The 25,509-nt window shown below is 72.7% G+C and carries 19 protein-coding genes and 2 pseudogenes; 9 read left to right on the plus strand and 12 right to left on the minus strand.

The window, feature by feature from the left end:
* Positions 1-39 precede the first annotated feature (39 nt).
* Together ACZ4N5_RS18110 and ACZ4N5_RS18115 are read right to left on the minus strand one after the other, a co-directional pair.
* Positions 40-234 (minus strand): hypothetical protein, encoded by a 195-nt coding sequence (locus ACZ4N5_RS18110; protein WP_467758055.1) that lies wholly within the window; start codon positions 232-234, stop codon positions 40-42.
* A 23-nt stretch (positions 235-257) separates the two neighbouring features.
* Positions 258-967: pseudogene (locus tag ACZ4N5_RS18115) on the minus strand (inorganic phosphate transporter); the annotation flags it as partial.
* Positions 968-1,147: 180 nt separating this feature from the next.
* Between ACZ4N5_RS18115 and ACZ4N5_RS18120 the strand changes: the two are divergent.
* Complete coding sequence (locus ACZ4N5_RS18120) at positions 1,148-2,080, plus strand: alpha/beta fold hydrolase (protein WP_467758056.1); 933 nt, start codon at positions 1,148-1,150, stop codon at positions 2,078-2,080.
* 34 nt (positions 2,081-2,114) lie between these two features.
* Here the strand turns inward: ACZ4N5_RS18120 and ACZ4N5_RS18125 are convergent, their stop codons facing one another.
* The 4 genes and pseudogenes from ACZ4N5_RS18125 to ACZ4N5_RS18140 form a co-directional block, all read right to left on the minus strand.
* Positions 2,115-2,555, minus strand: a complete 441-nt coding sequence (locus ACZ4N5_RS18125; RefSeq protein WP_467758057.1) for a GNAT family N-acetyltransferase — start codon at positions 2,553-2,555, stop codon at positions 2,115-2,117.
* 175 nt (positions 2,556-2,730) lie between these two features.
* Positions 2,731-3,138, minus strand: a complete 408-nt coding sequence (locus ACZ4N5_RS18130; RefSeq protein WP_467758058.1) for a CoA-binding protein — start codon at positions 3,136-3,138, stop codon at positions 2,731-2,733.
* A gap of 130 nt (positions 3,139-3,268) precedes the next feature.
* Positions 3,269-4,174 (minus strand): alpha/beta fold hydrolase, encoded by a 906-nt coding sequence (locus tag ACZ4N5_RS18135; RefSeq protein ID WP_467758059.1) that lies wholly within the window; start codon positions 4,172-4,174, stop codon positions 3,269-3,271.
* A 134-nt stretch (positions 4,175-4,308) separates the two neighbouring features.
* Positions 4,309-6,113 (minus strand): annotated as a pseudogene (locus ACZ4N5_RS18140) (TIGR03767 family metallophosphoesterase).
* A gap of 259 nt (positions 6,114-6,372) precedes the next feature.
* Between ACZ4N5_RS18140 and ACZ4N5_RS18145 the strand changes: the two are divergent.
* From ACZ4N5_RS18145 to ACZ4N5_RS18165, 5 genes are all read left to right on the plus strand, one after another.
* Positions 6,373-7,194, plus strand: a complete 822-nt coding sequence (locus ACZ4N5_RS18145) for a hypothetical protein (protein WP_467758060.1) — start codon at positions 6,373-6,375, stop codon at positions 7,192-7,194.
* Positions 7,191-7,733: a SixA phosphatase family protein gene (locus ACZ4N5_RS18150; RefSeq protein WP_467758061.1), complete on the plus strand. Its 543-nt coding sequence runs from the start codon at positions 7,191-7,193 to the stop codon at positions 7,731-7,733. The genes ACZ4N5_RS18145 and ACZ4N5_RS18150 overlap by 4 nt, the downstream gene beginning before the upstream one ends.
* 598 nt (positions 7,734-8,331) lie before the next feature.
* Positions 8,332-8,958: a YigZ family protein gene (locus tag ACZ4N5_RS18155; protein WP_467758062.1), complete on the plus strand. Its 627-nt coding sequence runs from the start codon at positions 8,332-8,334 to the stop codon at positions 8,956-8,958.
* Between the two features lie 110 nt (positions 8,959-9,068).
* Entirely contained in the window at positions 9,069-10,232 is a 1,164-nt protein-coding gene (locus tag ACZ4N5_RS18160) for an exonuclease SbcCD subunit D (protein ID WP_467758063.1), read from the plus strand.
* 55 nt (positions 10,233-10,287) lie between these two features.
* Positions 10,288-13,290, plus strand: a complete 3,003-nt coding sequence (locus ACZ4N5_RS18165; protein WP_467758064.1) for an AAA family ATPase — start codon at positions 10,288-10,290, stop codon at positions 13,288-13,290.
* 94 nt (positions 13,291-13,384) lie between these two features.
* Here ACZ4N5_RS18165 and ACZ4N5_RS18170 read toward each other — a convergent pair whose 3' ends face one another.
* Entirely contained in the window at positions 13,385-13,831 is a 447-nt protein-coding gene (locus ACZ4N5_RS18170) for an Lrp/AsnC family transcriptional regulator (protein WP_261704188.1), read from the minus strand.
* A gap of 368 nt (positions 13,832-14,199) precedes the next feature.
* Between ACZ4N5_RS18170 and ACZ4N5_RS18175 the strand changes: the two genes are divergently transcribed.
* The gene (locus ACZ4N5_RS18175; RefSeq protein WP_467758271.1) at positions 14,200-14,682 is read left to right on the plus strand and encodes a rhodanese-like domain-containing protein; all 483 of its coding nucleotides are present in this window, start codon (positions 14,200-14,202) and stop codon (positions 14,680-14,682) included.
* Between the two features lie 121 nt (positions 14,683-14,803).
* Positions 14,804-15,313: an immunity 21 family protein gene (locus ACZ4N5_RS18180; RefSeq protein WP_467758065.1), complete on the plus strand. Its 510-nt coding sequence runs from the start codon at positions 14,804-14,806 to the stop codon at positions 15,311-15,313.
* Between the two features lie 82 nt (positions 15,314-15,395).
* Here ACZ4N5_RS18180 and ACZ4N5_RS18185 read toward each other — a convergent pair whose 3' ends face one another.
* Both ACZ4N5_RS18185 and ACZ4N5_RS18190 read right to left on the minus strand, forming a co-directional pair.
* Positions 15,396-17,087: a DUF885 domain-containing protein gene (locus ACZ4N5_RS18185; protein ID WP_467758066.1), complete on the minus strand. Its 1,692-nt coding sequence runs from the start codon at positions 17,085-17,087 to the stop codon at positions 15,396-15,398.
* Between the two features lie 63 nt (positions 17,088-17,150).
* Positions 17,151-17,657, minus strand: a complete 507-nt coding sequence (locus ACZ4N5_RS18190; protein WP_467758067.1) for an Lrp/AsnC family transcriptional regulator — start codon at positions 17,655-17,657, stop codon at positions 17,151-17,153.
* An 81-nt stretch (positions 17,658-17,738) separates the two neighbouring features.
* Here ACZ4N5_RS18190 and ACZ4N5_RS18195 point away from each other — a divergent pair, with 81 nt between their 5' ends.
* Entirely contained in the window at positions 17,739-18,929 is a 1,191-nt protein-coding gene (locus ACZ4N5_RS18195; RefSeq protein WP_467758272.1) for a trans-sulfuration enzyme family protein, read from the plus strand.
* Between the two features lie 703 nt (positions 18,930-19,632).
* Here the strand turns inward: ACZ4N5_RS18195 and ACZ4N5_RS18200 are convergent.
* From ACZ4N5_RS18200 to ACZ4N5_RS18210, 3 genes are all read right to left on the minus strand, one after another.
* Positions 19,633-21,081 carry a GNAT family N-acetyltransferase gene (locus tag ACZ4N5_RS18200; protein ID WP_467758068.1) on the minus strand — a complete coding sequence of 483 codons (1,449 nt, stop codon included), beginning with the start codon at positions 21,079-21,081 and terminating at the stop codon, positions 19,633-19,635.
* A gap of 199 nt (positions 21,082-21,280) precedes the next feature.
* Positions 21,281-23,932, minus strand: a complete 2,652-nt coding sequence (locus tag ACZ4N5_RS18205) for a DUF7824 domain-containing protein (protein WP_467758069.1) — start codon at positions 23,930-23,932, stop codon at positions 21,281-21,283.
* Positions 23,929-25,377: an SWIM zinc finger family protein gene (locus ACZ4N5_RS18210; protein WP_467758070.1), complete on the minus strand. Its 1,449-nt coding sequence runs from the start codon at positions 25,375-25,377 to the stop codon at positions 23,929-23,931. Before ACZ4N5_RS18210 ends, ACZ4N5_RS18205 begins: the two co-directional genes overlap by 4 nt.
* Positions 25,378-25,509: the final 132 nt, after the last annotated feature.

Here is a 25,509-nt window from a genome sequence, read left to right on the forward strand (position 1 = left end):
GTGCTCCGATTCTCCGTCTTTGGGTCTATCTCCGCCGTTTCAATGGAATTGCGGAACGATCAGATGGAAGCCGTACGCCACCACGGCCGCGCAGCCGAGGAAGCAGAGCGTGGCCTGGGCGAACCCCAGGGTGTCGCCGCCGGTGCCGTCGTCCCGCGCGGCCTCGACGCGCGCGAGGCCCAGCATGCCGAGGGCGAAGACGACGACCGCTGCCACGGTGACCCCGACGCTCACCGCGGCGACCTCGCCGAGTGCGGCCAGCCGCCCAGGTAGGTGCCGAGGCCGATGGCGAGCCCCGCCGACGCGATGACCCACACCGGGGGACCGGCGTCATGGCCGAGCGCGCCCGCCGAGATCAGCGTCACGTGATGACGCCCATCGTCTTCTGCGCGTCGTTCGTGCCGTGCGCCAGTGACACCAGTGAGGCCGAGGCGATCTGTCCGAGCCGGAAGCCCCTGGTCACCGACTTCTCGCGGGCGCGGGCAGTGATCCGGTACGCGAGGTAGGTGGCCAGCAGTGCGGCGACACCCGCCACGATCGGCGAGGCCACCGCCGGGATCAGGATCTTCTCGGCCACCTTGTCGAAATGCACGCCCTGCTCACCGGCGCCGACCCACACCGCGCCGATGAGTCCGCCGAACAGGGCGTGCGAAGAACTGGAGGGAAGTCCGAGCAGCCAGGTCAGGAGGTTCCACGGAATCGCCCCGACCAGGCCCGCGAAGATCATGCCCGGAGTGACCAGCGTGTCGTCGACGATCCCGCCGGAGATCGTCTTGGCGACCTCGGTGGACAGGAACGCACCGCCCACGTTCAGAACACCGCTGATGAGGACCGCTGTTCGCGGTTTGAGGGACCCGGTCGCGATGGACGTGGCCATCGCGTTCGCCGTGTCGTGGAATCCGTTCGTGAAATCGAAGGCCAGAGCCGTGACGATGACGACCGCCACGAGGAACGTGATGTGGTCCATCTCTCGATGGAAGCAATCGGAGGCGTACGGCGGGAGAACCGGAGAAGAAGGCGACGCGTGCCCGAGTCGAGCTGAACACTCGCTGACTGGCGTAACGGGCAACCTTCGTACGACGGACGTCACTTGATGATCCGTCAAACCACTTGCTCGCGCGGTGCCGTACGGATGACGATGTCGATCATGCCGACCTTCGCCGCCCCCGACGGAACCCGACTCGCCCATCACGCAAGGGGCGAGGGCGAACCCCTGCTCTGTCTGCCGGGCGGACCGATGCGCGCCTCCGCCTACCTCGGAGACCTCGGCGGACTGACGCGGCACCGCCGGCTGTGCGTGCTCGATCTACGGGGGACCGGCGACTCGGCGCTCCCGGCCGACCCGGCGACGCATCGCTGCGACCGGCAGGTCGACGACGTCGAGGCGTTCCGCACGCACCTCGGACTCGACCGGGTCGATCTGCTCGCCCACTCGGCGGGCGGCGACCTCGCGCTCCTCTACGCCGTCCGCCATCCGCTGCGCGTCCGCACCCTCACCCTGGTCACCGGACGGGCGCGGGCCCTCGGCGTCGACTTCACCGCGGAGCACCGTGCGGAGGGTGCGGCGCGGCGCACGGCGGAACCGTGGTTCGAGAGCGCGCACGAGGCTTACGGGCGGATCTGGGCCGGGACGGCGACCGATGCCGACCTGGACGCGGCCACCCCGTTCTTCTACGGCCGTTGGGACGCGACGGCCCGGGAGCATGCCGCGACCGAGGTCGAGCAGACCAACGAGGAGGCCGCCGATCGCTACGCCGCCCCCGGCGCCTTCCGGCCCGCCGCGGCCCGCGCGGTCGCGGCCGACTGGGACGCCCGCGTGCTGCTCGTCGCGGGCGAGCTGGACAGCGGCCCGCTGCCACGTGTCGCCGCCACCGTCGCGGACCTGTTCCCCCGGGCCGAACTGGCCGTCCTGCCGGGCTGTGGCCATTTCCCGTGGCTCGACGCCCCCGAGGCCTTCCGTGAGACCGTCGCGGGCTTCCTCGACCGGGTGGACGACCGGGAGGACCACTCGGGGGACGGCCAGGAGGATGTCCGGGGGGACGGCCCGGAAAACGATCGGGGGGACGGTTCGAGGGCTTGACGCTTCGGGCATCTCGCCGGGGTTCCCTCGGCGTTCAGCTCAGTCTCAGGTCGATGTATTCCGCGGTCTCGCCCGGGAGGACGTAGCGCTCGATCTCCACGAAGCCGTGTCGCCCGGCGAAGCGCAGTCCGTCCTCGTTGGCCGCCAGGACGACCGTCTCGATCACCGCGGCGCCCAACGCGCGTGCCTGCTCCAGACCGCGTGCGTACAGCTCCTCGCCGAAGCCCTGGCCGCGGTGTTCGGCGAGCACCCGCGCTATCACGGTCGCCGTCGCGCTGTCGTCGGTCGGCGGACGCACGGTCGTGCAGCCCACCAGGACGTCGCCGAGATAGGCGACCTCCAGATGGTTGCGCCGGACGCGCTCGCGCACGTCGTCGAGCGACATGGCCGCGGGTGGCACGATCACGTTGTGGACGTGTCGCCAGTCCGCGAGGCGGGCCTCGTCGTCAGGCGCTTCGATGCGAAGGATGGACACCGGAGCAGGAAACCCGTACAGGCCGCACGGCGTCAACAGCCCGTGTCCGGGCCCCTCTTGAGCCGGGCCGCCGGGCCCGGTCGGTTGGCGCAGCCCGCAGCCCGCAGCCCGCAGCCCGCAGCCCGCAGCCGAAGGCCTGGCCGCTTGGAAGCCCGGGCGGCGGAGACGAGTCGCTTCAGCCGAGTCGCGGGATCTCGATGGCCGGGCAGCGGTCCATCACCATGTCGAGCCCGGCGGCGCGCGTCCGCTCGTACGCGGCCTCGTCGATGACGTCGAGCTGGAACCAGACGGCCTTGGCGCCGACGGCGACGGCCTCGTCCGCGACCTGCCCGGCGAGGTCGCTGTTGACGAAGACGTCGACGACATCGACGTCGAAGGGGATGTCCGCGAGGGAGGCGTACCCCTGCTCGCCGTGGACGGTCTCGGCCTTGGGGTGCACGGGCACGATCCGCTTGCCGTAGCGCTGAAGGACGTCGGCGACTCGGTAGGCCGCGCGGCGCTGGTTCGACGAGAGTCCGACGATCGCCCAGGTGTCACCCCGCTCGGTGAGGATCTTGCGGATCGTCTCTGAGTCGCCGTACACGCTCGGCCTCCATGGGAATCAGTCAGTGCCTGTCACGCGCAACAACAGTGGGCGGAGCGCGGTGATTCCTCTCGGCCGCCGCGACTCGGTCTCCGTCGACTCGGCCGCCGTCGACGACGAAGGGCGGTCGTCACTGGCCGAATGCCTGCTCCGCCGCGCGGTCCGGCGCGTCGCCGGGGGAGGTGTTCGCTGTGTCGCCGTGCTTCCCGTGTGCCCGCAGGTGCTCGAGCAGCAGACGGTTCAGCGTCTCGGGTGCCTCCTCGGGGATCCAGTGGCTGACGCCCGGGAGGATCTCGAAGCGGTACGGCCCGTTCACCCACCGCCCGGTGTCCTGCGCGGGAGCCGCGCCGAACGCTGTGTCCTCCGTGCTCCAGGCGTACAGGGTGGGGACCTCGATGACGCCGATCGCGCCGTCGGGGCGGCCGGACCGGTACCAGTTCAGTGCCGCGGTGAGGGCGCCGGGCCGGGACAGGTGCCGGACGTAGGCGTCGGCACTGGCCTGCGGCACCTTTCCCGCGTAGAGCGCGCGAAGCAACTGGGCGGCGTCGGCCAGCATGCGATCCTCGGTGGCGGGTGTCTCGCGCCAGTCGCGCATGTAGTGGGATCGCGCGCGCTGGTCCTCGTCGGTGCGCAGAGCGTCGGCGAGAGCGCCGGGGTGCGGGGTCGAGACGACCGACAGGGTGCGGACGCGGCCGGGATGGGCGGCGGCGGTCCACCATGCCACCGCGCCTCCCCAGTCGTGACCGACCAGGTCGAACGTCGACCAGCCCAGTGCCTCCGTGATCGCGACGACGTCGTCGACCAGGATGCCGATGCGGTAGTCCTCGGGCCGCTCCGGGCGCACCCGAGGGGAGTAACCACGCTGGTCGGGTGCCACCACGCGGTAGCCCCGCGCGGCCAACGCCGTGATCTGCCGTTGCCACGCCAGCCCGGTCTGGGGGAAACCGTGCAGCAGCAGGACCGGGCGGCCCTCGGGCGGACCTGCCGCGATGGCGTCGAACACGCCCGCGGCGGTGGAGATGCTCAGCTGGTCCACGATCCACTCCCTCAAACCGACTGGTCGGTCAGCCTTCAGGCAGCGGAACCGGATTGTCAAGGTCGCGCTGTTCACGCACCCCGGCCCGGCCGTCGCTCCGCTGTCCGGTGCCCCGGCCGCGGCGACCGGACCCGCTACGCGGTGATGCCCAGCAGCTCGGCGTTGCGGTCGCCCGGACCGCCCGCCCACCCCTCCTGGACGCCGGCCAGCATGCCCTCGGCAAGCCCGGGAGCGTTGTAGGCCAGCTCCCGGTACAGCGAGGCGAGACCGGTCGCCGACAGGTCGGAGAAGTCGGCGGAGGTGCGGTGCGGGGCGGCGGACTCGACGAGGGTGGTGAACAGGGACACCGTCCCGTCGGCGTTGTCGGCAAGTTCGAGCAGGCGGGCGTGGTGCGGATAGTCCACGTGGGAGGCGGTGTTGACCTCCCAGAAGGAGCGGGCGGGTGTCGGGTGCGCGTGCGGGGTGACGCGGTTGACGTGGCTGTGGCCGTTGACCCAGGCCACCACGTTCGGGAAGCGGGAGAGCAGGGCGATGACCTCGGCTCCGTCGTGACGCGGTTCGTCGGTGCGCGCGGCGTCGGGGCGCCGGGTCATGCTCGGACTGTGGTGGTGGCTGAACACCAGGATGTGGGCGTCGTCGGCGCCGGGATCGCGCACGAGGCGGCCGTCGTTGTCGTAGGACCGTGAACTGTGCGCGCTCAGGGTCCGCTCCAGCCAGCGGAGTTGTTCGGTGCCCAGCGAGCCTTCGTAGTGGCCGCTGCGGTACGTCGTGTCGATGCTGACGCCGACGACGTTCTCCGCGATCCGGAAGGAGTAGTACAAACGGTCGCCGTCCAGATGGTCCGGCGAGTAGCCGTGTCCGACCGGGCCCGCACCCGTGTACGCGGGGTCGAGATGGGCGGCCAGGTAGTCGTGCGGCGTGCACAGCCGGCGCCGCTCGTCGGGGGTCACGTGCCTGGCCCCTGGCGCGTGCCGGCGCAGGATGGCGGTGAGGACCGCGCTCTTGGGGTCGTCCCCGGTCCGCAGCGCGTCGGCATAGGCGCCGGCGTCCGCGTCCGGCACCGAAAGGAGCTTGCGGGAGCCGACGGCGATGTCGCCGAGCTCGGGCGAGAGGCAGCCGCCGGGCAGGGCGTCGTGGTTGCCGGCCGTGGAGTACCAGGGGATTCGCAGCCCGGGCTGGTCACCGGCCGGGTCGCGGCGGCGAGGAAGCCGGGGATCAACGGCAGGCCGCGCCGTTTGTCCAGATCGCGTACGGTCGCCTCTCCCGGGTGCCAGAAGAGGGGCAGACCGGAGTTCTGGACGCCTTCGTACGCGGTCGGGTCACCGGAGTTCGGCGTGATGCGGCCGCCGCTCATCAGCGTCAGGAACCACTCCAGCTCGATCGCCGCGTTGTTGTCGAGGTTGTCGCCCGTCGTCATCACGAACGCCGGCGGCAGCCCGGTGTGCGGACCCGCGCGGAGCGCGTTCACCTGCTCCACGAGGGCCACCGCGCCAGCGACCGTCAGTGCTTCCTGCGGCCGCCACGCGGTCGCCGACCGTGCCCGCAGAAACTCGGTGCGCAGCGGGTTCTGCACGTCGGCCAGGTGCAGATCGGTGAACTGGACGAAGCAGGCGAGCGGAGTACGCCGGTCCTCGCGCCCGGAGCGGGCGGCGGCCAGTTCCTCGCGTACGACGGTCGGCCAGCCGGGGCCGGAGAGCAGCCGTCGGTAGCTGCCGGGACGGGCGGGGCCGCCGAGACAGGCGGTCGTCTCCAGCGTGGTGACCCCGGCGCGCGGTGCGGCTGGGCGTGCGGCTCGGGCGGGGCGCGGTTCGGACGCGCGGTGCCGCTGGCGTGGCAACAGTGCCCCCGCCGTGCCCGCTGCGCCGGCCGCGACGGCGGCCCCCGAGGCGAGCAGAAGACGACGACGGCCGATGGCGGACGTGGATTCGGTCCCGGTCATGCGGCAGCCCTCCGGTGCCTCCGAGTGACTCACTGAGCGGAACCACTCATTCAGGCCTCGGTGGCCCATCGCGTGGCGCGGCCGTGAACGCCGCGTGATGGCTTGCGGAAGCCGGTGGGAGCCCCGTGCCCGGTGCCGGGGTTCACCTGCCGGGCGCGTGGCCCCCGGAGACTCGGACAGGCACCGCGAAGCGCGGGCGCATGTCCGGAACGGCCCCCACCTCCCCACACCCGGCCGTACGTCCGCCTAGGCTCACCTCGTGCTCCGTATCCTCGACGCCCGCACGGGCGAACCCATCGACGCAGCCCTCGCCCGCCGCGGCCTGGTCCGCGTCCACGCGCACCTGCCCGGGTTCGACATCACGGGTCTGCGGGTGCTCCTGGTCGCCGACGTCCTGGTGCGCGCCCTGGAAATCGGCGGCAACCCCGTCTGGGCGACGCTGACTTCGGCGCCGGACCCGGCAGACACTCTGGACCGTGCAGATCCCGCGGACCGAACAGCCCCATCGGACCCATCGGACACATCGAACCCATCGGATCCGGCAGCCTCTTGGGGTGAGGCGGGACTTCGGGCGCGCGCCGCCGAACTCGGAATCCGGCCGTTCGAGGTTCACCGCGAGACGGAGCCGGGACCGGCGGCGACGCGGACCATCGACGTCCTCGTTCTGGAGGCCGCCGCGACGGACGGGCCGCGCGTCGAGGTGGCACCCGTCGACACCGGGCGCGGTCCCGCTCCCGCTCCCGGGGATCCCACCGTGTTGCGTCTTGCTCTGCTGGCGCGGCGCCGGGACCTGCCGCTGCGTCTCGACGCGGACGCACTGGCGGAGGCCGAGGGCACGCTCAAGCGCTGGCGCGCCGCCGTCGCCGGATGGGCCACCCGACCCTCCAAGCCGGTACCCGAGGACGTACGCCTGCGGTTGCGCGCCGCCTGGGAGGACGACCTGGACGTGCTTGCCGTGCTGGATGTGCTGCGGTGGGTGGAGACGTCGGACGTCGCGGAGGGGGCCCGCTTCGAGTCGTACGCCTTTGCCGACCGCCTGCTCGGCCTCGAACTCACCCGTGAGATCGGGGCGTCGCTGTGAACGAGCGCGCCGCCGCGGGCCCGAGGCGAAGACTGGTCGTCCTGCGCCACGCCAAGTCCGCCTGGCCCGTCGGAGTGCCCGACCATGAACGCCCGCTCGCGACACGCGGCCGTCGCGACGCCCCCGCCGCCGGACGCGCCATGGCGGGAGCCGATCTCCTGCCGGAGCTCGTGCTGTGTTCGACCGCCGTACGCGCCAGGGAGACCTGGGAGTTGGCGGCGGAGCAATGGGGCACCCCGCCGCCCGTACGGCTCGATGAGCGGCTGTACGCGGCCGACGTACCGGAGTTGCTGAAAGCCGTGCGGGAAGTCCCGGAACACGTACGGACCTTGCTGCTGATCGGGCACAACCCGGGACTTGAGGAGCTGGTCCTCGAACTGGCCGGGGACGGCCTCGACGACACGCTGGACCAGGTCCGGACGAAGTTCCCGACCTCGGCCGTCGCGGTCCTGGTCTGGCACGGCAGCGGCTGGCACGAACTCGGGCCCGGCGACGCGCTGTTGACGGACCTCGTCGTGCCGAGGGGCAAGAAGGATTGAATCTCGGCCGACGTACGCCCGGCGCCGACGGTCCGGGCCGGATGCGGCAGGGTGGAGCGTCTCGCGGGTAACGCCCGCTTGTCCCGTCACCAAGGGCGAGGTTGCGCGCCGGTGGCCGAGCGAGGACAAGACGTGACCCGCACCCCTCGCGGGAGCGAGCGCGCGCTGTCCGCCGCGCCTTGCCCGCCGCCCGCCGTCGGCCACGCGCGCGTGCGGCGCGTGTGAACGTGACGGGGTGGCCCTGGTCCGCGTGCCCGTCGGCCTGGCGCGTGCGGTGCTTGGCCACGGGCTTCGGGCGTCGCCCGGGTCTTGGTTCGTGGGCACGTGTGCGGGCGTGCAAGATCGTGGGCCCGGCCTTCCTTCCGGTTCCGGCCCGTCGGTTTCCACGCAGGCGGTGCGTGATCACGGGCCCGGACGCCGTCCCGGGCTTGGCCCGTCGGGCACGTGTGCGGGCGGGCGGCGCATGATCGTGGTCCCCGGGCATCGTCCCGCGCCGGCCGCGTCGGCCACGCGCCCATGTGGCGCATGATCGTGGGTCTGGGCACGTCCCGGGCCTGGCCCGTCGGGCATGTGTGTGCGCAGCGCATACGCTGGCGTGATGCAGGACGAGTACCGCACAGTGGCCCACTCGGGCGTGCACGAGACCGAGATCAACCGCTCCCGTTTCCTGTGCGCCCTCGCCCCGGCCGCCACTGAGCGGGAGGCCCAGGACTTCATCGCCACCGTCAGGAAGGAGCACGCGGACGCCACGCACAACTGCTTCGCGTACGTCATCGGCGCTGACGCCGCCGTGCAGAAGGCGAGCGACGACGGCGAACCGGGCGGCACCGCGGGCGTCCCCATGCTCCAGATGCTGCTGCGCCGCGACATGCGGTATGTGGTCGCCGTCGTCACCCGCTACTACGGCGGGGTCAAGCTGGGCGCCGGCGGACTGATCAGGGCGTACGGCGGCTCAGTGGGCGAGGCTCTGGACGCGCTCGGCACGATCACCCGACGTCGGTTCCGGCTGGCCACGGTGACCGTCGACCACCAGCGGGCCGGCAAGGTGCAGAACGATCTGCGGTCCACCGGTCGCGAGGTGCGTGATGTGCGTTACGGCGAGGCGGTCACCATCGAGATCGGGCTGCCGGACGCCGATGTGGAGGCCTTCCGGGCGTGGTTGGCCGACGCGACCGCTGGGACGGCCGATTTCGAGCTGGGCGGAGAGGCCTACGGCGAAGCATGACAAATCAGGGCAATCCATTACCGATGGGTGAATTCTTGTGACGGTCATGGCGGGCCGATACGGGAGTAACCGCCCGTGATGTCAGACCCGGCCGTTACCCTTCGGGGATCATGAGGCTCCTGCACACTTCCGACTGGCATCTGGGCCGGGCGTTCCACCGGGTGAACATGCTCGGCGCCCAGTCCGACTTCGTCGGCCATCTCGTCACGACCGCGCGTGAGCGCGAGGTGGACGCGGTGGTCGTCTCGGGAGACGTGTACGACCGTGCCGTCCCGCCCCTGGCCGCGGTCCAGCTCTTCGACGACGCCCTGCACCGGCTGGCCGACCTCGGCGTGCCCACCGTGATGATCTCCGGTAACCACGACTCGGCGCGCCGGCTGGGCGTCGGCGCCGGACTCATCGGGCGGGCGGGCGTCCATCTGCGGACCGACCCGGCGGCGTGCGGCACCCCCGTGGTACTGACCGACGCGCACGGCGATGTGGCCTTCTACGGCCTGCCCTATCTCGAACCCGCTCTGGTGAAGGACGAGTTCGGGGTGGAGAAGGCGGCCCACGAAGCCGTGCTGGCCGCCGCCATGGACAGGGTCCGAGCCGACCTCGCCACCCGCGCGCCGGGCACCCGCTCCGTCGTCCTCGCCCACGCCTTCGTGACCGGCGGCGAGGTGAGCGACAGCGAGCGGGACATCACCGTCGGAGGCGTGGCCTCCGTGCCCGCCGGAGTCTTCGACGGCGTCGACTACACCGCACTCGGCCACCTGCACGGCAGCCAGACCATCGCCGAGCGTGTGCGCTACTCGGGCTCCCCACTGCCGTACTCCTTCTCGGAGGCCGGTCACCGCAAGAGCATGTGGCTCGTGGACCTCGGCCCCGACGGCTCCCTGACCACGGAGCGGATCGACTGCCCCGTGCCCCGCCCGCTCGTCCGCCTCCGCGGACACCTGGAAGACCTGCTCGCCGACCCGGAGCTGGACCGCCACACGGGCGCCTGGGTCGAGGCGACCCTCACCGACCCGGTGCGGCCCGCCGACCCCATGGCGCGGCTGGCCGACCGCTTCCCGCACACGCTGAGCCTCGTCTTCGACCCCGAACGCTCTCCGCAGGCCCCGGACGTCTCGTACGCCCGCCGGCTCGCGGGCCGCACCGAAGAGCAGATCGCCGAGGACTTCGTGGCCCATGTGCGCGGAGCGGGCCCCGACACCCACGAACAGGCCGTGCTCCGGGACGCGTTCGACGCCGTCCGCGCCGACGAGACCGTACGGGAGACCGCCCGGTGACATCACGTCCGCCGTACATCCAGGGGGCCGCCCGCCCGGAGACCGAGGGAAACCGATGAGGCTGCACCGCCTGGACATCACCGCCTTCGGCCCGTTCGGCGGCTCCCAGCAGGTCGACTTCGACGAGCTGTCCGCCGCCGGGCTGTTCCTGCTGCACGGACCGACGGGCGCGGGCAAGACCTCCATCCTCGACGCCGTCTGCTACGCGCTGTACGGAGCGGTTCCGGGCGCCCGGCAGAGCGGTCAGGGCCTCGGTCTGCGCAGCGACCACGCGGCACCCGCGACCCGCACCGAGATCCGCCTCGAACTCACCGTCGCCGGACGCCGGTTGGAAGTCACCCGGCAGCCGCCGTGGGAGCGCGCCAAGAAGCGCGGCACGGGCACCACGACCGAGAAGGCGCAGAGCTGGCTGCGCGAGTACGACTCCTCAGCCGGCTCCTGGAAGGACCTCAGCCGCTCCCACCAGGAGATCGGCGAGGAGATCACCCAGCTGCTCGGCATGAGCCGCGAGCAGTTCTGCCAGGTCGTGCTGCTGCCCCAGGGAGACTTCGCGCGCTTCCTGCGGGCCGACGCCGAGGCCCGCGGCAAGCTGCTCGGCCGGCTCTTCGACACCCACCGCTTCGCCGAGGTCGAAAAGCGCCTCGCGGAACGCCGGCGCGCCGCCGAGGCCGAAGTGCGTGCCGGTGACGCCGCGTTGCTGGCCGACGCGCACCGGATGCACCAGGAGGCCGGGCCCACCGTCGAGGAGCCGCTGCCCGACCTCGCGCCCGGCGATCCGGGCCTCGCCGAGTCGGTGCTCTCCTGGGCCGCGGTGGCCCGCAGCGCCGCCCGCGAGGGGCTGACCATCGCCCACTGTGCTCGCAGGGCCGCCGAATCGGCGCAGGCCGCGGCAGACCGCGCGCTCGACGACGTACGCGAAGTGGACCGGTTGCAGCGCCGGTTCGCCGAGGCACAGGAGCGCGCCGCGCGTCTGGAGGAGCGCGCCGACGCCCACCGGGACGACCGGACGCGAATGGAGCGAGCGCGCAAGGCCGAGGCCGTGGCCCCCGCACTCGACCTGCGCGATTCCGTCGAGGCGGAGCACCGGCGAGCGGCCGCCGAGGAGACACGCGCGCGTGCCGCCGTGCCCGAGGCATTCACCGGCGCCGGAGCGCCCGGTCTCGCAGCCGCCGCACGCAAGGCCGCCGAAGAAGTGGGCGGCCTGGAGTCGGCGCGCCGCGCGGAGCGGCGCCTCGGCGAACTCGGCACGGAGCGTGCCTCCTTGGACCGCCAGGAGCGCGCAGACGAGGACATCCTCCAGGACACTGAGAGCTGGCTGGCCGGCTGGGAGGACACCCGCGCGGGCGTCGAGGCGCGGATCGACTCCGCGCAGGAGGCCGCGGCGCGTGCCGAACAGCTCGCCGTCCGGCGCGAACCGGCGTTCAAGCGGCTCGCCGCGGCCCGTCTGCGCGACGAGTTGGCCCAGGACACCGAGAACGCCCACGCGCGGAGCCTCGTCGCGCGCGAGCACGCCACGGAGGCACACGCCCACTGGCTCGAGCTGAAGGAACAGCGCCTCCAGGGCATCGCAGCCGAACTCGCCGCCGGGCTGGTCGACGGCGAGTCCTGCGCCGTGTGCGGTGCCACCGAACACCCCGCGCCCGCCCGGAAGATCGCCGGTCACGTCGACCGCGAGACGGAGGAGCGGGCCCTCGCCGCCTACCGGCACGCCGACGAGGAGCGCGCCGAGGCCGAGCGCCGGCTCGGTGTCGTACGCGAGGCGCTGGCCGCCGCGACCGCCGAGGCGAATGACACGCCGACGCGGCAACTCGCCCAAGAGGCGGATGAGTTGGAACGGCTGCACACCGAGGCCCGCGCCGTGGCCTCCGGGCTGCATGCCGCGCGCGAGGCCCGCGAGCAGGCCGAGCGGGAACACGAGCGACGGCTGGCCTCCCAGCAGGAGGCCGCCCGCCGGGTCGCCTCGCGGGCCTCGCTCCGGGATTCTCTCGACCGCGAAAGGGCCTCGCTGGAAGGGCAGTTGGAGCAGGCGCGGGGCACTGCCGGGAGTGTGTCCGAGCGGGCCACGCAGCTGGAGCGACAGGTCGCGCTGCTCACCGAGGCCGCGGACCGCGTGCGCACGGCCGAGGACATCACGCGGCGCCTCAAGGAAGCCGACGCGCGTCTCGCCGACGCGGCCTTCCGCGCCGGGTTCGAGACTCCGCAGGCCGCGGCCGCCGCGCTGCTCGACGACGCGGCCCACCGCGACCTCCAACGACAGCTCGACGCCTGGCAGTTGGAGGAGTCAGCGGTGCGCGCCGTGCTCACGGAGGCCGACACCACAGCCGCGGCACGGCGCCCGCCCGTCGATCTGCGGGCCGCCGAGCAGACGGCCGAGTCCGCCGCCCGGCGCCTGCGGGACACCGCGTCCGCGCAGGACGCGGCGGCCCGGCGCTGCGCGGAGCTGGACGCGCTCTCCACCCGTGCGACCAGAGGAGTTCACCGGCTCGCCCCGCTGCGCGGGGAGTACGACCGTGTGGCCCGGCTCGCCGGTCTGGCGGCCGGCACGTCGGCGGACAACGAACGCAAGATGCGCCTGGAGTCGTACGTCCTCGCCGCCCGTCTGGAGCAGGTCGCCGCCGCCGCGACCGTGCGCCTCCAGCGGATGTCCTCGGGGCGCTACACCCTGGTGCACTCCGACGGCCGGGCGGGCCGCGGACGCAGTGGTCTCGGACTGCACGTCGTGGACGCATGGACCGGACGGGAGCGCGACACCGCGACCCTCTCCGGGGGTGAGACCTTCTTCGCCTCCCTCGCCCTGGCCCTCGGCCTCGCGGACGTGGTCACCGACGAGGCCGGTGGGGTGCGGCTCGACACGCTCTTCATCGACGAGGGCTTCGGCAGCCTCGACGACCAGACCCTCGACGAGGTGCTCGACGTCCTCGACTCGCTGCGCGAACGCGACCGCAGCGTCGGCATCGTCAGCCACGTCGCCGACCTGCGGCGGCGCATCCACGCCCAGCTGGAGGTCGTGAAGGGGAGAACGGGGTCGGTCGTGCGGCAGCGGGGCGCCGAGGACTGAACCATGTCCCCGGGGGCTTGGGGGTTCGGGTGCCGGCGCCCGAACCGGAACGGTCCGGGGCGGCCCGCCCGCCCGCCGCGGTCTCGGGGCGGTCTCAGTGGCCCAGCGGGCGGCGCGGCAGCGGTGAGGAGTAGACGACGCTCGTCGTCACCGAGCCCAGCGTGCCGATCTTGCCGGACACCGTCTCCAGGTGGCCCATCGAGCGCGCGGCGACCTTGATGACGAAGCAGTCGTCGCCCGTGACATGGTGCGCCTCCAGGATCTCGGGCGTGACCTCGACGAGGTCGTGGAACGGCTTGTAGTTGCCGTTCGGATACCTGAGCCGGACGAACGCCAGGATCGGCAGTCCCAGGCTCTCGGGGTCGACGACAGCCGCGTACCCCTGTATGACGCCCGCCTCCTCCAGGCGGCGCACCCGCTCGGTGACCGCGCTCGCGGACATGGAGACGGCCCGTGCCAGCTCGGCGAAGCTGGACCGGCCCTCGCGTTGGAGGACGTCGAGGATGCGCCAGTCGGTGGCGTCCGGGGAATACGCGGTCATCCGTGATGAATACCAGGAGAATCCCCGGCCGATCAAGAGCGCTGCCGTGGATCGTCACTTCAGGACGGAGATCGACAGACGTAGATTTCTGGTCAGGAAGTCCCGCGAGATCCGGTGCGGAAGAAGCACCGGGGTGGCAAGGGCGGCACCGGTTCGGCGGGCTACGGAGCAAGGAAGGGCAGGCCATGACTGCGACTGCTGAGGGCATCACGACCGGCACGGCGACCGGTCCGGCGTCGACCACGAGTCCGCGCGGGGCGGACACGGCGACCGGTCCGGCGTCGACCACGAGTCCGCGCGGGGCGGACACGGTGACCGGGCCGGGGTCGACCACGAGCGCCCCCGGGCCGGGCACGGCGACCGGTTCCGTGGTCGGTTCCGTGACAGCGGCGAACCCCGTTCTGCGGGTGGTGCCGGCGTCCCCGGCCGCGGCCGCCGCCTACTTCGGCGCGAGCCTCGTGTTCCACGCGGACGTGTCCGACGTGGCCGCGGCCCTCGCCGCCGGTGGCGACCCGGGGTTCGTCGTCCTCGACTCCCGCTCCACCGCCTCGTGGGACCAGGGCCACATCCCCGGTGCGGTCCACCTGCCCACCGCGCTGATCCCCGAGCAGGCCGAGCAGCTCCTCGACAAGTCGGTGCCGGTCGTCACCTATTGCTGGGGCCCCGGATGCAACGGCGCGACCCGCGCGGCCCTCGCCCTCGCCGAACTCGGCTTCCAGGTCAAGGAGATGCTCGGCGGATTCGAGTACTGGGCCCGCGAGGGCTTCGAGTTCGAGACCTGGGAGGGGCGTGAGCGCCCCGCCGCGGATCCGCTGACGGCGCCCGTGGAGGCGGCGGACTGCGGCTGCTGACCCCGGGGAACGGGGATCGCGGGGACGGCTTGCGCACCCGCGTTTCGCGTCGATGTCCGGCTCCGGCCTCCTGGGGATGCCTGCCGTACGGGGGCGGACGGGTGCCGTGTAACTTCTGCGCATGCCAAGATACGCGGACCCTGGTGCGGTCCAGTGGGTGGAGTCGGGCGGCGGGCCGCTCATAGCGATTCCGGAAGTGGTGCTCCCGTTCTGGTCGGGGGCCGACGGCGACGACATGTCCTGCGACTACGACCGGTCCTGTGACGTCGACGGGTTCATCGGCCTTCTGCCCGTGCGCGACACCTGGGCCCTGGTCCTCGGCGACGATCCCGCCTCGACCACCTACCTCCCCGAGCACGGCGCCTTCGTACGCTGGTGCGCCGCCGAGTCCGAGGACGAACTGCTTGCTGTCGTCCCGGCTGCGCTGGCGGAAGCCGTGTGGGAGCCGGAGGCGCAGTGGAGCGTGCCCGGCCCCGTCGTCCTGTTCGACGCCGCCTGGCCGGGCAGCGCCTCCGAGGGCACGGACCACCTGAGGGTGACGCTCGAACCGGGCCTGTACGGGGTCCGCGCGGCCCGCGTCGAGCCGGGACCCGAGACGTGGGTGGGTCTCGTACAGCTGCGCCGGCTGTAGGCCTGATCCCCTTCAGGGACTGGCCTCGGGGCGCTCCGACAAGGGGGCGCGGCGGCCGGAAGCCGGCCGCCGCGCGGGGGCGTCAGAGTCGGGACAGCTCGTCCACCAGGTCGTCCAGGCCCAGGGAACCCTGGGACAGGGCGGCCATGTGCCAGGCCTTGGCGTCGAAGGCGTCACCGTGGCGCTTCTTCGCGTTCTCACGGCCCAGCAGCCAGGCCCGCTCGCCGAGCTTGTAGCCGATGGCCTGGCCGGGCATCGTGAGATAGCGGGTCAGCTCGCTCTCCACGAAGTCGGCCGGGCGGCTGCTGTGCGAGCCGAAGAACTCCTGCGCGAGCTCCGGGGTCCAGCGCTCGCCCGGGTGGAAGGGCGCGTCGGCCGGGATCTCCAGCTCCAGGTGCATGCCGATGTCGACGATGACCCGGGCGGCACGCATCATCTGCGCGTCGAGGTAGCCGAGGCGCTGCTCCGCGTCGGTGAGGAAGCCGAGCTCGTCCATCAGCCGCTCCGCGTACAGCGCCCAGCCCTCGCAGTTGGCGCTGACCTGGCCGACGGTGGCCTGGTAGCGGGACAGGTCGTCGACGACGTACGCCCACTGCGCGAGCTGGAGGTGATGGCCGGGCACGCCCTCGTGGTACCAGGTCGAGACGAGGTCGTAGACGGGGAAGCGGGTCTGTCCCATGGTGGGCAGCCAGGTACGGCCCGGCCGCGAGAAGTCCTGCGACGGGGCGGTGTAGTAGGGGGCCGCGGCACCGCCGGGCGGGGCGATGCGGGACTCCACCTTCCGTACCGGCTCGGCGAGTTCGAAGTGCGTGCCGTCCAGGGCCGCGATCGCCTCGTCCATCAGCCCCTGGAGCCACCTCTGGACCTCGTCGACGCCCTCGATGTGCCGGCCGTGCTCGTCGAGGTGCGCGAGCGCCACCCACGGAGTCGCCGCGCCGGGCAGGATCTTCTCGGCCTCGGTCCTCATCTCGGCGAGGAGACGGTGGTACTCGGCCCAGCCGTACGCGTACGCCTCGTCCAGGTCGAGATCCGTACCGTTGAAGTAGCGCGCCAGCCGCGCGTACCGCTCGTGGCCCACCGTGTTCGGCGCGCCCTCGATCGTGGGCGCGTACACCTCGCGCATCCAGTCCCGCAGGGAGACCAGCGCCTGCGTCGCAGTACGGGCCGCCGCGTCCAGGTCCTCGCGCGCGGAGTCGGGGCCTGCCGAGACGAAGTCCTCGAACCAGCCGCGGCCCTGTCCGTCCGTGTCCGACCACTCGGTGAGCTGCTCGATGAACGTCGCGGTCGGGCGCGGGCCCGCGTACAGCTTGCGGTCCAGTCCGAGCGCCAGGGACTCCCGGTAACCCGCGAGCGCGGCCGGTACGGCGCGCAGCCGCTCGGCGACCGCGGCCCAGTCCTCGTCGCTCTCCGTCGGCGTCAAGGTGAAGACCTGCCGCACACTGTGCGCCGCCGTGTGCAGATTGCCGACCGACCGCAGGCCTTCGCCCGCGTCGTGGACCGCGAGCGCGGCGGTGAGCCGTTCACGCAGCAGCCGGGCACAACGGCGCTCGATGTCACGTTCCGCGCCCGGTTGCCGCTCCGCCTCGTCCAGCCGCGCGAGTGTCACCCGCGCCAGTTCGGCGACGGCCTCCTGGCCGGCGGGCGAGGTGTCGGGGAGCCTGCTGTGACTCTCCTTCACACCGAGGTAGGTGCCGAGAACCGGGTCGAGGGCGATGAGCTCGTCGACGTACGCGTCGGCGACCTCGCGGGGCAGCGGGTTCTTCGTCTGTGACATGAGCACATCCTCATACGGGGACGGGCGCCGCGTCAGCACGGCCAACCGGGCTATTTCACCGCATCAGCCGGATTTGGCCGGGGGCGATGTGCCCGGCGCCGCGGGCGGCAGCAAGGGGCCGCAGTCCCACTGCTGGAATATCAACCGCGTCTCGACCCGCGCCACTTCACGCTGCGAGGTGAACTCGTCGAGCACCAGGCGCTGCAGATCCGCCATGTCCGCGACCGCGACATGGACGAGGTAGTCGTCGGGACCGGTGAGATGGAAGACGGTCCTGGACTCCGGCAGCACCCGGATCCGGTCCACGAAGGGCCCCACCAGTTCCCGGCGGTGCGGCCGGACCTGGACGGACAGCAGTGCCTCGAGACCCCGTCCGAGCTTCGCCGGGTCCAGCCGCAACTGATGGCCGAGAATCACCCCTGCCCGCCGCAGCCGGGTCACCCGGTCGAGGCAGGTCGAGGGCGCGACCCCGACCTGCGCGGCGAGATCGCGGTACGTCGTCCGTGCGTCGTTCTGCAACAGGCGCAACAGATGAAGATCCACCGGATCGAGTACGACGGAATCGGCCATGGCGCGAACGTAACACGGGATGTGGCGCCCGAACCCCGCCCGGTGTTCAGGCTTCCGCCCATGGACTCCGTTGTGTACGACATGCAGGGCGCGCAGGACGCGCAGGACGACCTGAGCGGGAACGGTCAGGTCTTCGCGGCACCGACCCGGGCACTCGCCACGGAGGCCGTGCACGCCGGCCGGGAGGATCTGGCGGCTCTGGGGCTGCACGCTGCCCCGATCGACCTGTCCACCACCTACCCGTCGTACGACAGCCGTGGTGAGGCCGCCCGGATCGACGCCTTCGCGGCCGACGGCGCCGAGCCCGAGGGCCCGCCCGTCTACGCCCGTCTCGGCAACCCGACCGTCGCCCGTTTCGAGACCGCCCTCGCGCGTCTCGAAGGCACCGAGAGTGCGGTCGCCTTCGCGAGCGGCATGGCCGCGCTGAGCGCCGTCCTCCTCGTCCGCAACGCGATGGGGCTGCGCCATGTCGTCGCCGTACGTCCCCTGTACGGCTGCAGCGACCACCTCCTCACGGCCGGGCTGCTCGGCACCGAGGTCACCTGGGTCGACCCGGCCGGCATCGCCGACGCGCTGCGTCCCGACACCGGCCTCGTGATGGTCGAGTCCCCGGCCAATCCGACGCTCGCCGAGCTCGACCTCCGGGCCGTGGCCCACTCCTGCGGTTCCGTCCCCCTCCTCGCCGACAACACCTTCGCCACGCCCGTGCTCCAACGCCCCGCCGAACAGGGCGCGCGCCTGATCCTGCACAGCGCCACCAAGTACCTGGGCGGACACGGGGACGTGATGGCCGGAGTGGTCGCGTGTGACGAGGACTTCGCCCGGAAGCTGCGCCAAGTGCGGTTCGCGACGGGAGGTGTCCTGCATCCGCTGGCCGGCTATCTGCTGCTGCGGGGCCTGTCGACCCTGCCGGTCCGGGTCCGGGCCGCGTCCTCGAACGCCGCGGAGCTCGCCCGCCGGCTCGCCGCCGATCCGCGCGTCGCGCGCGTCCACTACCCGCGCATCGGCGGCGCCATGATCGCCTTCGAGGTGCACGGCGACCCGCACGACGTCATCGCCGGAGTCCGGCTGATCACCCCCGCAGTCAGCCTCGGCAGCGTCGACAGCCTCATCCAGCACCCCGCCTCCATAAGCCACCGCATAGTCCCCACCGCGGACCGCCAGGACGCGGGCGTCAGCGACCGCCTGCTGCGCCTGTCGGTAGGCCTGGAGGACGTGGACGACCTGTGGTCCGACCTGGAGGGGGCACTGGGGTTCAGCAGCGGGGGGTGAAGGGTCGGGGGAGCGGCGCCCGGCGGCACCTCGGGGGCGCCCCGGTGTCGGTAGTGCCTGGCGGCACCGTGGCGCCGGCGGCGCAGGCAGTGCCTGGCGGCACCAGCGGCCCGGCGGCTACCAGTGGTGTCAGCGGTGCCTGGTGGTTTCCGAGCGTGTCGGCGGTGTTCGGAAGTGTCTGCTGAGGCCCGGGCACCCCGGCGCCGTTGGGCCTTCGTCCCGCCAGTCGGCTGGTACGCCCGGTCTCGCGTCGGTGGGCCCGGACCCCGGGGTCTCACGTAAGGCGGTCCGTCGCCGCGAGGCTTGTCGCGCCGATCTGCCGGCACTCGGGGGTCTCGGGCCGGGCGGACCGCTGCCACGCGGCGGTCCTGCGGCGGGCGGAGCGGCTGACCGGTTGGGCGTCGCGGCACAGGAACGGCGGGGGTGGAGCGGACGGGTCCGCGGACCCGTCCGCCCGGACGCCCGGGCCTGCGGACGCCCGGGCCTGCGGACGCCCGGGCCTGCGGACGCCCGGGCCTGCGGACGCCCGGGCCTGCGGACGCCCGGGCCTGCGGACGGGCGGGCCCGCGGACGCCCGGGCCTGCGGACGCCCGGGCCTGCGGACGGGCGGGCCCGCCGGCCGACGGGCTCGCGGGCCCGCTCGATCCCGGGGCCGTCCCGGCCGGCCGTCGTCGGGAGCGCGGACCCGAGTTCTCGGGGCCTGCTAGTCCCGGCGGGCCCACGTTCCGTGCTGCGCGTGACCCTGGCCCTGGTCGTACGGCAGACGCGAGCTCACCGGCGTCGCGTCCAGGCGGGCGGTGATGACCAAGGTGCCCTCCTCGATCTGGTAGTCGAGCGGGAGGCCGAGACTGCGCATGGCGGCCACCATGCCGGTGTTGGACGCCTGCGTGACGGCGTACACGCTCTCGCAGCCGGCCTCGACGGCCATCGTCACCAGGCGGCCGAGCAGTTCGACGCCGATACCGCGCCGCTGCCAGTCGTCCTCGACGAGCAGCGCGACCTCCGTCTCGTCGCCGTCCCAGAGGAGATGGCCGAGCCCGACGATCCTGCCGGATGCCGTCTGAACGGCGAGGGTGCGCCCGAAACTGGGGCTGAGCAGGTGGTTGAGGTACCGGTCCGCGTCCCCGACGGGGCCGTGGTACCGCATGCTCAGCGTGCGCGGCGAGCAGCGTTCGTGCATCGCCTTCGCGGCCTCGACGTCGGAGGCGTCGGCGCGCCGAACCGTGATCGCGTTGCCCTGGGGCAGCGTCAGCATGTCGTGCCCGCCCGGAATGCGCGGACCGAGCCGCGCGTCCAGCTCGACCAGGGCCCGCGCCCGGGCGAACTCGGTCGGCGTGAACGGCAGATACGGCCGCTCCACCGTGATCATCCCGCCCTCCGGTGCCCGCAGCCGCATCACGGTGTCCTCGAGCGCCCCCTCCACGGGAGCCCCTTCCGCCGCCCGGCCGGAGACGGGGGACGTGGCGGGCAGCGATCGGATCGTGCACCGGCCGAGCAACTGCCGCAGCGCGAGCGGAAGTTCGGAGGCGTCGAGGGCGGTGCGGGTGGCCAGGCCGAGCACCCGGGTCGGCGCGTCCACCAGATCGTGTGCGTCGGCCCGCTCGATCCAGGTCGCGGTGCCGCCCGCCTGCGCCACGTTACGGGTGATCTCGGACGTGGCCAGTTCGGCCGGGGCGCGCAGCAGGAACTCGTCGACCGTCCCGTCCGCCAGCGGGTGCGTCTGGAGGCTCAGGATGTCGACCTGGCGCTGTGCGAGCGCCGTGCACAGTGCGGCGAGCGAACCCGGCGCGTCCTTGACCGTCGTACGCATCCGCCACAGCACGGTCGCCTCAACGACGGCCACCGGTGCGGCGGTTCCCGCCTCTTCCCCGGCAAGCCCGCCCGCTCGCCCGTCCGAGGGCGGCCGGGCGCCGGGATCGCTCGTCGGCGGCGCGTGACCGTGGCGCCGTGCCCACCATGTGTGGAATCCGGCCGTGGCGACGAGGATCACCGCGGAGATGAGCAGCAGCGCGGTACCGTCCGGCCCGTGCCCGATCAGATTGGCCACACCGTCCGCGACCGCTACGGCCGTGAACAGTGCGGCGAGTTCGACGATGTCCCGTCGCCAGTGGTGGACGGGCCGTCCGTGCTTCGCACGCGTCACATCAGACATGTCTGGAGTCATACAGTCACTGTGAAGGAACGGTGTTGCGTGATCACGAACGGCTTGTGGCTGATCGGTTAAGTGTCGTTCTGCCCTTTTTGCAGTTCTTTTTACGGGTCTTTTGCCTCGAACGCGCGAGCGGGCTGTTCACCTGGTCAGGACCGCCCGGTACCGGGTCGCCTTGCGCCATGGGTGTGGCGGCCCTACGTCAGGCGGCGGCCTCTTGCGTCAGCGCCGTCCGCAGCCGCCGGGCCTGCGTCACCACCTTGGACGAACCGCGCCGCCCGGCGGTCCCGGCGAGATGCGCGAGATCACCGCGCGCGCCGGACCGCTCGGCACAGTCGGCCGCGACGGCCAGCAGCTCGCCGAGCCCCCGCACCGGGCCGCCGCCCGCCCCCTCCGCTGTGAGGTCGGCCAGCAGGGTCGGCAGCAGGTCGCGCAGCACCGACCAGACGGTGGCGTACGCGCCCGTGGCCGCCGCCGTGCGTATCGACTCGGCCAGCCGGGACTGCTTCAGCGCTCCCCTGCGCACCAGCTCCCCGATGTCCGCGCCGAGCCGACCGGCGTCGAGCTGTCCCCGCGCGGCGAGGACCAGCAGGGCGTCCACGGCTGCGAGCCGGTCCTCGGGATGCCGGGCCCCGAGCCCGTACGCCACGCACAGGTGCAGCGCTTCGCCCGCCTCGCCGTCGGCCTCGGCGAGGAGCGGCAGTATCGCGGCGTCCGTGCGACTGTCCTCCACCGCGGCCGTGCTGATGTCGCGCAGCAGCCGCGCCGCCACCAGCTCCCGCCGTCCCGGTACCACGGCCGTCCAGTGCTGCCGGTCCGTGACGTCCCAGTGCCGGCAGTACGAGCGGTCCTTGAACACCGTGAACGGGCGTCCCAGATGCCGGAACTCCGGGGGGAACAGGCCCTGTATCTCTTCGAGTTCACCCAGCTCCAGCAGGATGCGGACGCCCGAGGTCCGTCGGCGGCTCTCCGGGAGAAGTGGCCCTTCGGCGGCGAGCCACTGGGCCAGCCGGTACCCCTCGGGGCTGCCGAGAGCGCGGGCCCGCGCCGCGGCTGCCGTCGCCGTCGCAGGGTCGTCGCGCCGTACCCGCAGCAGTGCCTGCGCGAAGTCGGCGGCGCCCGGCCGGGCGTCGAGCCGCCGGTACTCGGTGAGGCGGGCCACCAGCTCGTCGGGCTCCAGCAGCCCGGTGTCCCAGGTGGGAGTGGCCAGCAGGAACGGCATCGGGTCGGCGCGGAGCCGATAGGCCGCCTCCCACAGGCGCGCTTCGAACGCACGGGACAGAGCACTGTGGTGGCAGTTGCCGCTTGTCATTCCCTGGTGCACCCCCGCATGGAGCGTGTCCATGCCGACCCGCTCGAACAGGGCCGCGAGGACGACTTCGAGACCCTGTGGCGAATCACGGAAGTGCCTGCCCGCGTTCGCGTACCGCGGATCGCCGTCCTTCCACCAGCATCGCGCGACCACGGGGCCGAGTGCCTCCACCAGAGCGTCCCGGTCGCGGTGGGCGTGGCGGACCAGACCGTCCAGGGTGCGCTCGAACGCGGCGACGCCACCACCGGACGCCAGCAGCGCGCTGACCTCCTCCGCCAGTTCGGCCACCGAGTCCGGTGCCGTCGCCAGCCGTGCCCACTCCGGAACGGGCGGCAGCACCTCCTCCTGGACCACCGAAGCGGAGCCGGGAGCCTCGATGCCGAGCAGTCGCTGCGCCCGCAGCCGCAGCCCCGGACTCAAGTCGTCGGTGAGCTCGCCGAGTCGATCCCGCGCGTCACCCGAGTCGGGCAGTGCGGTGACATGGCGCTCCACCAGCTTCAGCGCGCGCTCCTGCGCCTCCGTGTCCTCGTGTCCGAAGGCTTCCGCCACCGCGGGCAGCAGCACATCCGCCGTGGACGGATCGTGCCTGAGGACCTTGCCCAGCAGGACGAGCTGGGCCCGGACCAACTTCTTCTCGGTGCGGAAGAGCACGCCCGAGGACATCTCGGCCAGCTGACGGGACGTCAACTCGCCGTCCAGCGCGAGAGAGGCGAGCACCGACTGCGCGTGCCAGGCGACGGCCGGCACGGCCTGGCAGGCCAGCGCCGTCCAGTCCGCGGTGCGCTCTCGTTCCTCGTCACGTGTCAGGCCGAGCGACGACAACAGGCGCAGGAACACCCGCTGGTCGGCGGGAACGCCGCCGCGCAGGAGCCGGGCCACGCAGGCGTCCACCAGAACCTCGCGGTCGAGGCTGCCCTCCTCGGCCAGTTCGGCGAGTGCGTTGTACCAACTGCCAGGTCCGTCGCCGAACAACCACGTGATCCGCCCCGTGACCTCCAGGGACTCGAAGAGGGCGGCGATCATCCGGGGCAGGTGCGGCTCCTTGCGCAGCCGCTGCACCACGGTGCCTCCGCTGTGCCACGAAGCACCGACGTGCTCGAACCAGCCCTGCACATAGGCGTCGGTCGTCGGGACCTCGCAGCCGGACAGCCCCACCAGCCCCGACAGAAGCGCGAACGGGAGCCGGGACGTCGCCGGCCGAGCGGCGAGCCGGTGCGTCAGGTCGGCGAGCCAGTCGGACTCGCGGTCGCCCAGTACATGGAGGAGGACACCGGGGGAGGCCTGGGACCAGCGCATGTCGGCCGCGGCGATCCAGGTCGCCGCCCCTGCGGCTCCCGTGTGACAAGCGGCTCCCGCCGCGTGCAGCGCGGGATAGGCCACTCGTGATGCCGCGTTCCACGGCGCGGTCCGCAACTCCTTGCGGAGTTCCTTCAACGCGGGCAGGCAGGCTCGGCGTTCGCCGTCGGTCATCCCGTCCAGGAGACCGGCGGCCTCGACCGTCCGCCCCGCCCGTACCGCATTCAGCAGTGCTTCGCCGCTCATCGCACATCGCCCCCGTCGACCGGAACTTCCAGGAAATCTTCGCGTCGTCCGCCGGCCGGAGCCGGACTGTCCCCGTGCTCGGCCCGAGCGCCCCGCCGCACCATCCGCACCGCGAGGGCGTGCTTGCAGGGCCCGCGTCCGCCCCGGTACTTCGCCCACCACAGGCAGGAGCAGCTCAGTGTTCCCGCGTCGTCGCGGACCCGGTGCACATGTCCGTCGTCGGCCGTCACCGTGCCGATGGCTCCGGCCAGGGCCACCGCGCCCGCCGACACCAGGGCGCGGGCCGACCGCAGGCGCGGATTGTGCCGCTCGACCCGCCCCGCGTCGTAGGGCAGTTCGCGGTGGAAGTACGCCGCTTCCGCGGTGTCGTACCCCACGCGCCCCGAGGTGCCCAGCCGGACCAGGGCGGCCCTCACCCGCTCGGCGGGCAGACCGGAGGCGGTGGCCAGGTCACCCACGTCGACGCGCGGCTCCCAGGCCAGGAGCACCGCGATGAGCTCCGCGTCCTCTCCGGCCTCGTCGGTGGCGAGGGCGTCCAGAACCCCGCCCTCCCCGGAGAAGCCCCGGGAGGCGTCCGGCGACAGCGTGAGCGTGAGCCTCATACCGGGCAGGACGGCTTCCCAGGCGCCGGCCGCGGCGACTTCGCCGGTGACCGGTGGGCCGTACACCCGCAGGGCGGTCGCATGGCGCAGCACCCGCTGGAGCGCGATCAGCCGCTCGGGGCCGGGCAGACACACCGCCCCCGGAACCGGCCGGGTCGTCGGACGCAGTCCCCGGCCCGTCGGCACCACCCACCGCGGACGGCCCGACATCCCGCGCGCGGTGCCGCGCGGCAGGGAGCGCAGGAACCGCACGCCCTCCGCCGCGGGCAGCTCGGCCCGCAGATCGAACCCGGCCGCTATCACCTGGGCCTCGGCGAATCCCCGCAGCCAGCGGTCCGGCAACGGCACCTTCTTCTCCACGACCGGTCCGTCCAGCGTGGTCACGGCCATCTCGTCGGGGCCGACCCGAAGGTGCAGCGGATCGTCCGTGCCGATGCGTGAAAGCGCCTCGCGCAGCGGGTTGTTGACGTCGACATTGGTCGTCCCGTGCCCGATCTCGTCGCCGTCGAGGCCCGCTGTCAGGACGTCCAGACGCGCGTACACCCCGCCGCAGCCGGAGAAGGACTCGAACCGGATCCGGTCGCCGTTCCCCGTGACCACCGGGTCCAGGGAGGCGCGCAGCTGCGGCTGGTAGTAGCGCGCCGCCGCGACGTCGGCCACCGCCAGCAGGCCCGCCGCCGCCACTTGAGGTGACGTCAGAAAGCCCGCGAAGAACCGCGGATGGTCCTCGATTCCCGTGGGCGTCGCGCCCCGCGAGGTCTCAAGGCCCAGGCGCCGTCCGTCCGGTGCGGACTCCAGCGCGGAGGGTCGGGTGTAGGCCACGGCCTGCAACGATCGCGTCATGGAAAAACCGTAGAGGCGACCACTGACAATCACCTCTGACCTGCGACGACTTGCTCATCAGGCGACTTCGGCGGCGAGGCCGCCGGGCCGCGCGCCGGGGGGACGGCCCGGTGCGCGGCCTCGCGGTTCGGA

The sequence above is a fragment of the Streptomyces sp. NPDC026500 genome (assembly GCF_055567635.1).

Coding starts and splice junctions, on each gene's coding strand:
- ACZ4N5_RS18190 (WP_467758067.1), bottom strand. CDS start 17,657: ATGGCCGATTCCGTCGTACTCGATCCGGTGGATCTTCATCTGTTGCGC.
- ACZ4N5_RS18185 (WP_467758066.1), bottom strand. CDS start 17,087: ATGTCACAGACGAAGAACCCGCTGCCCCGCGAGGTCGCCGACGCGTAC.
- ACZ4N5_RS18160 (WP_467758063.1), top strand. CDS start 9,069: ATGAGGCTCCTGCACACTTCCGACTGGCATCTGGGCCGGGCGTTCCAC.
- ACZ4N5_RS18200 (WP_467758068.1), bottom strand. CDS start 21,081: ATGTCTGATGTGACGCGTGCGAAGCACGGACGGCCCGTCCACCACTGG.
- ACZ4N5_RS18170 (WP_261704188.1), bottom strand. CDS start 13,831: ATGACCGCGTATTCCCCGGACGCCACCGACTGGCGCATCCTCGACGTC.
- ACZ4N5_RS18205 (WP_467758069.1), bottom strand. CDS start 23,932: ATGAGCGGCGAAGCACTGCTGAATGCGGTACGGGCGGGGCGGACGGTC.
- ACZ4N5_RS18155 (WP_467758062.1), top strand. CDS start 8,332: ATGCAGGACGAGTACCGCACAGTGGCCCACTCGGGCGTGCACGAGACC.
- ACZ4N5_RS18195 (WP_467758272.1), top strand. CDS start 17,739: ATGCAGGGCGCGCAGGACGCGCAGGACGACCTGAGCGGGAACGGTCAG.
- ACZ4N5_RS18120 (WP_467758056.1), top strand. CDS start 1,148: ATGCCGACCTTCGCCGCCCCCGACGGAACCCGACTCGCCCATCACGCA.
- ACZ4N5_RS18180 (WP_467758065.1), top strand. CDS start 14,804: ATGCCAAGATACGCGGACCCTGGTGCGGTCCAGTGGGTGGAGTCGGGC.
- ACZ4N5_RS18165 (WP_467758064.1), top strand. CDS start 10,288: ATGAGGCTGCACCGCCTGGACATCACCGCCTTCGGCCCGTTCGGCGGC.
- ACZ4N5_RS18210 (WP_467758070.1), bottom strand. CDS start 25,377: ATGACGCGATCGTTGCAGGCCGTGGCCTACACCCGACCCTCCGCGCTG.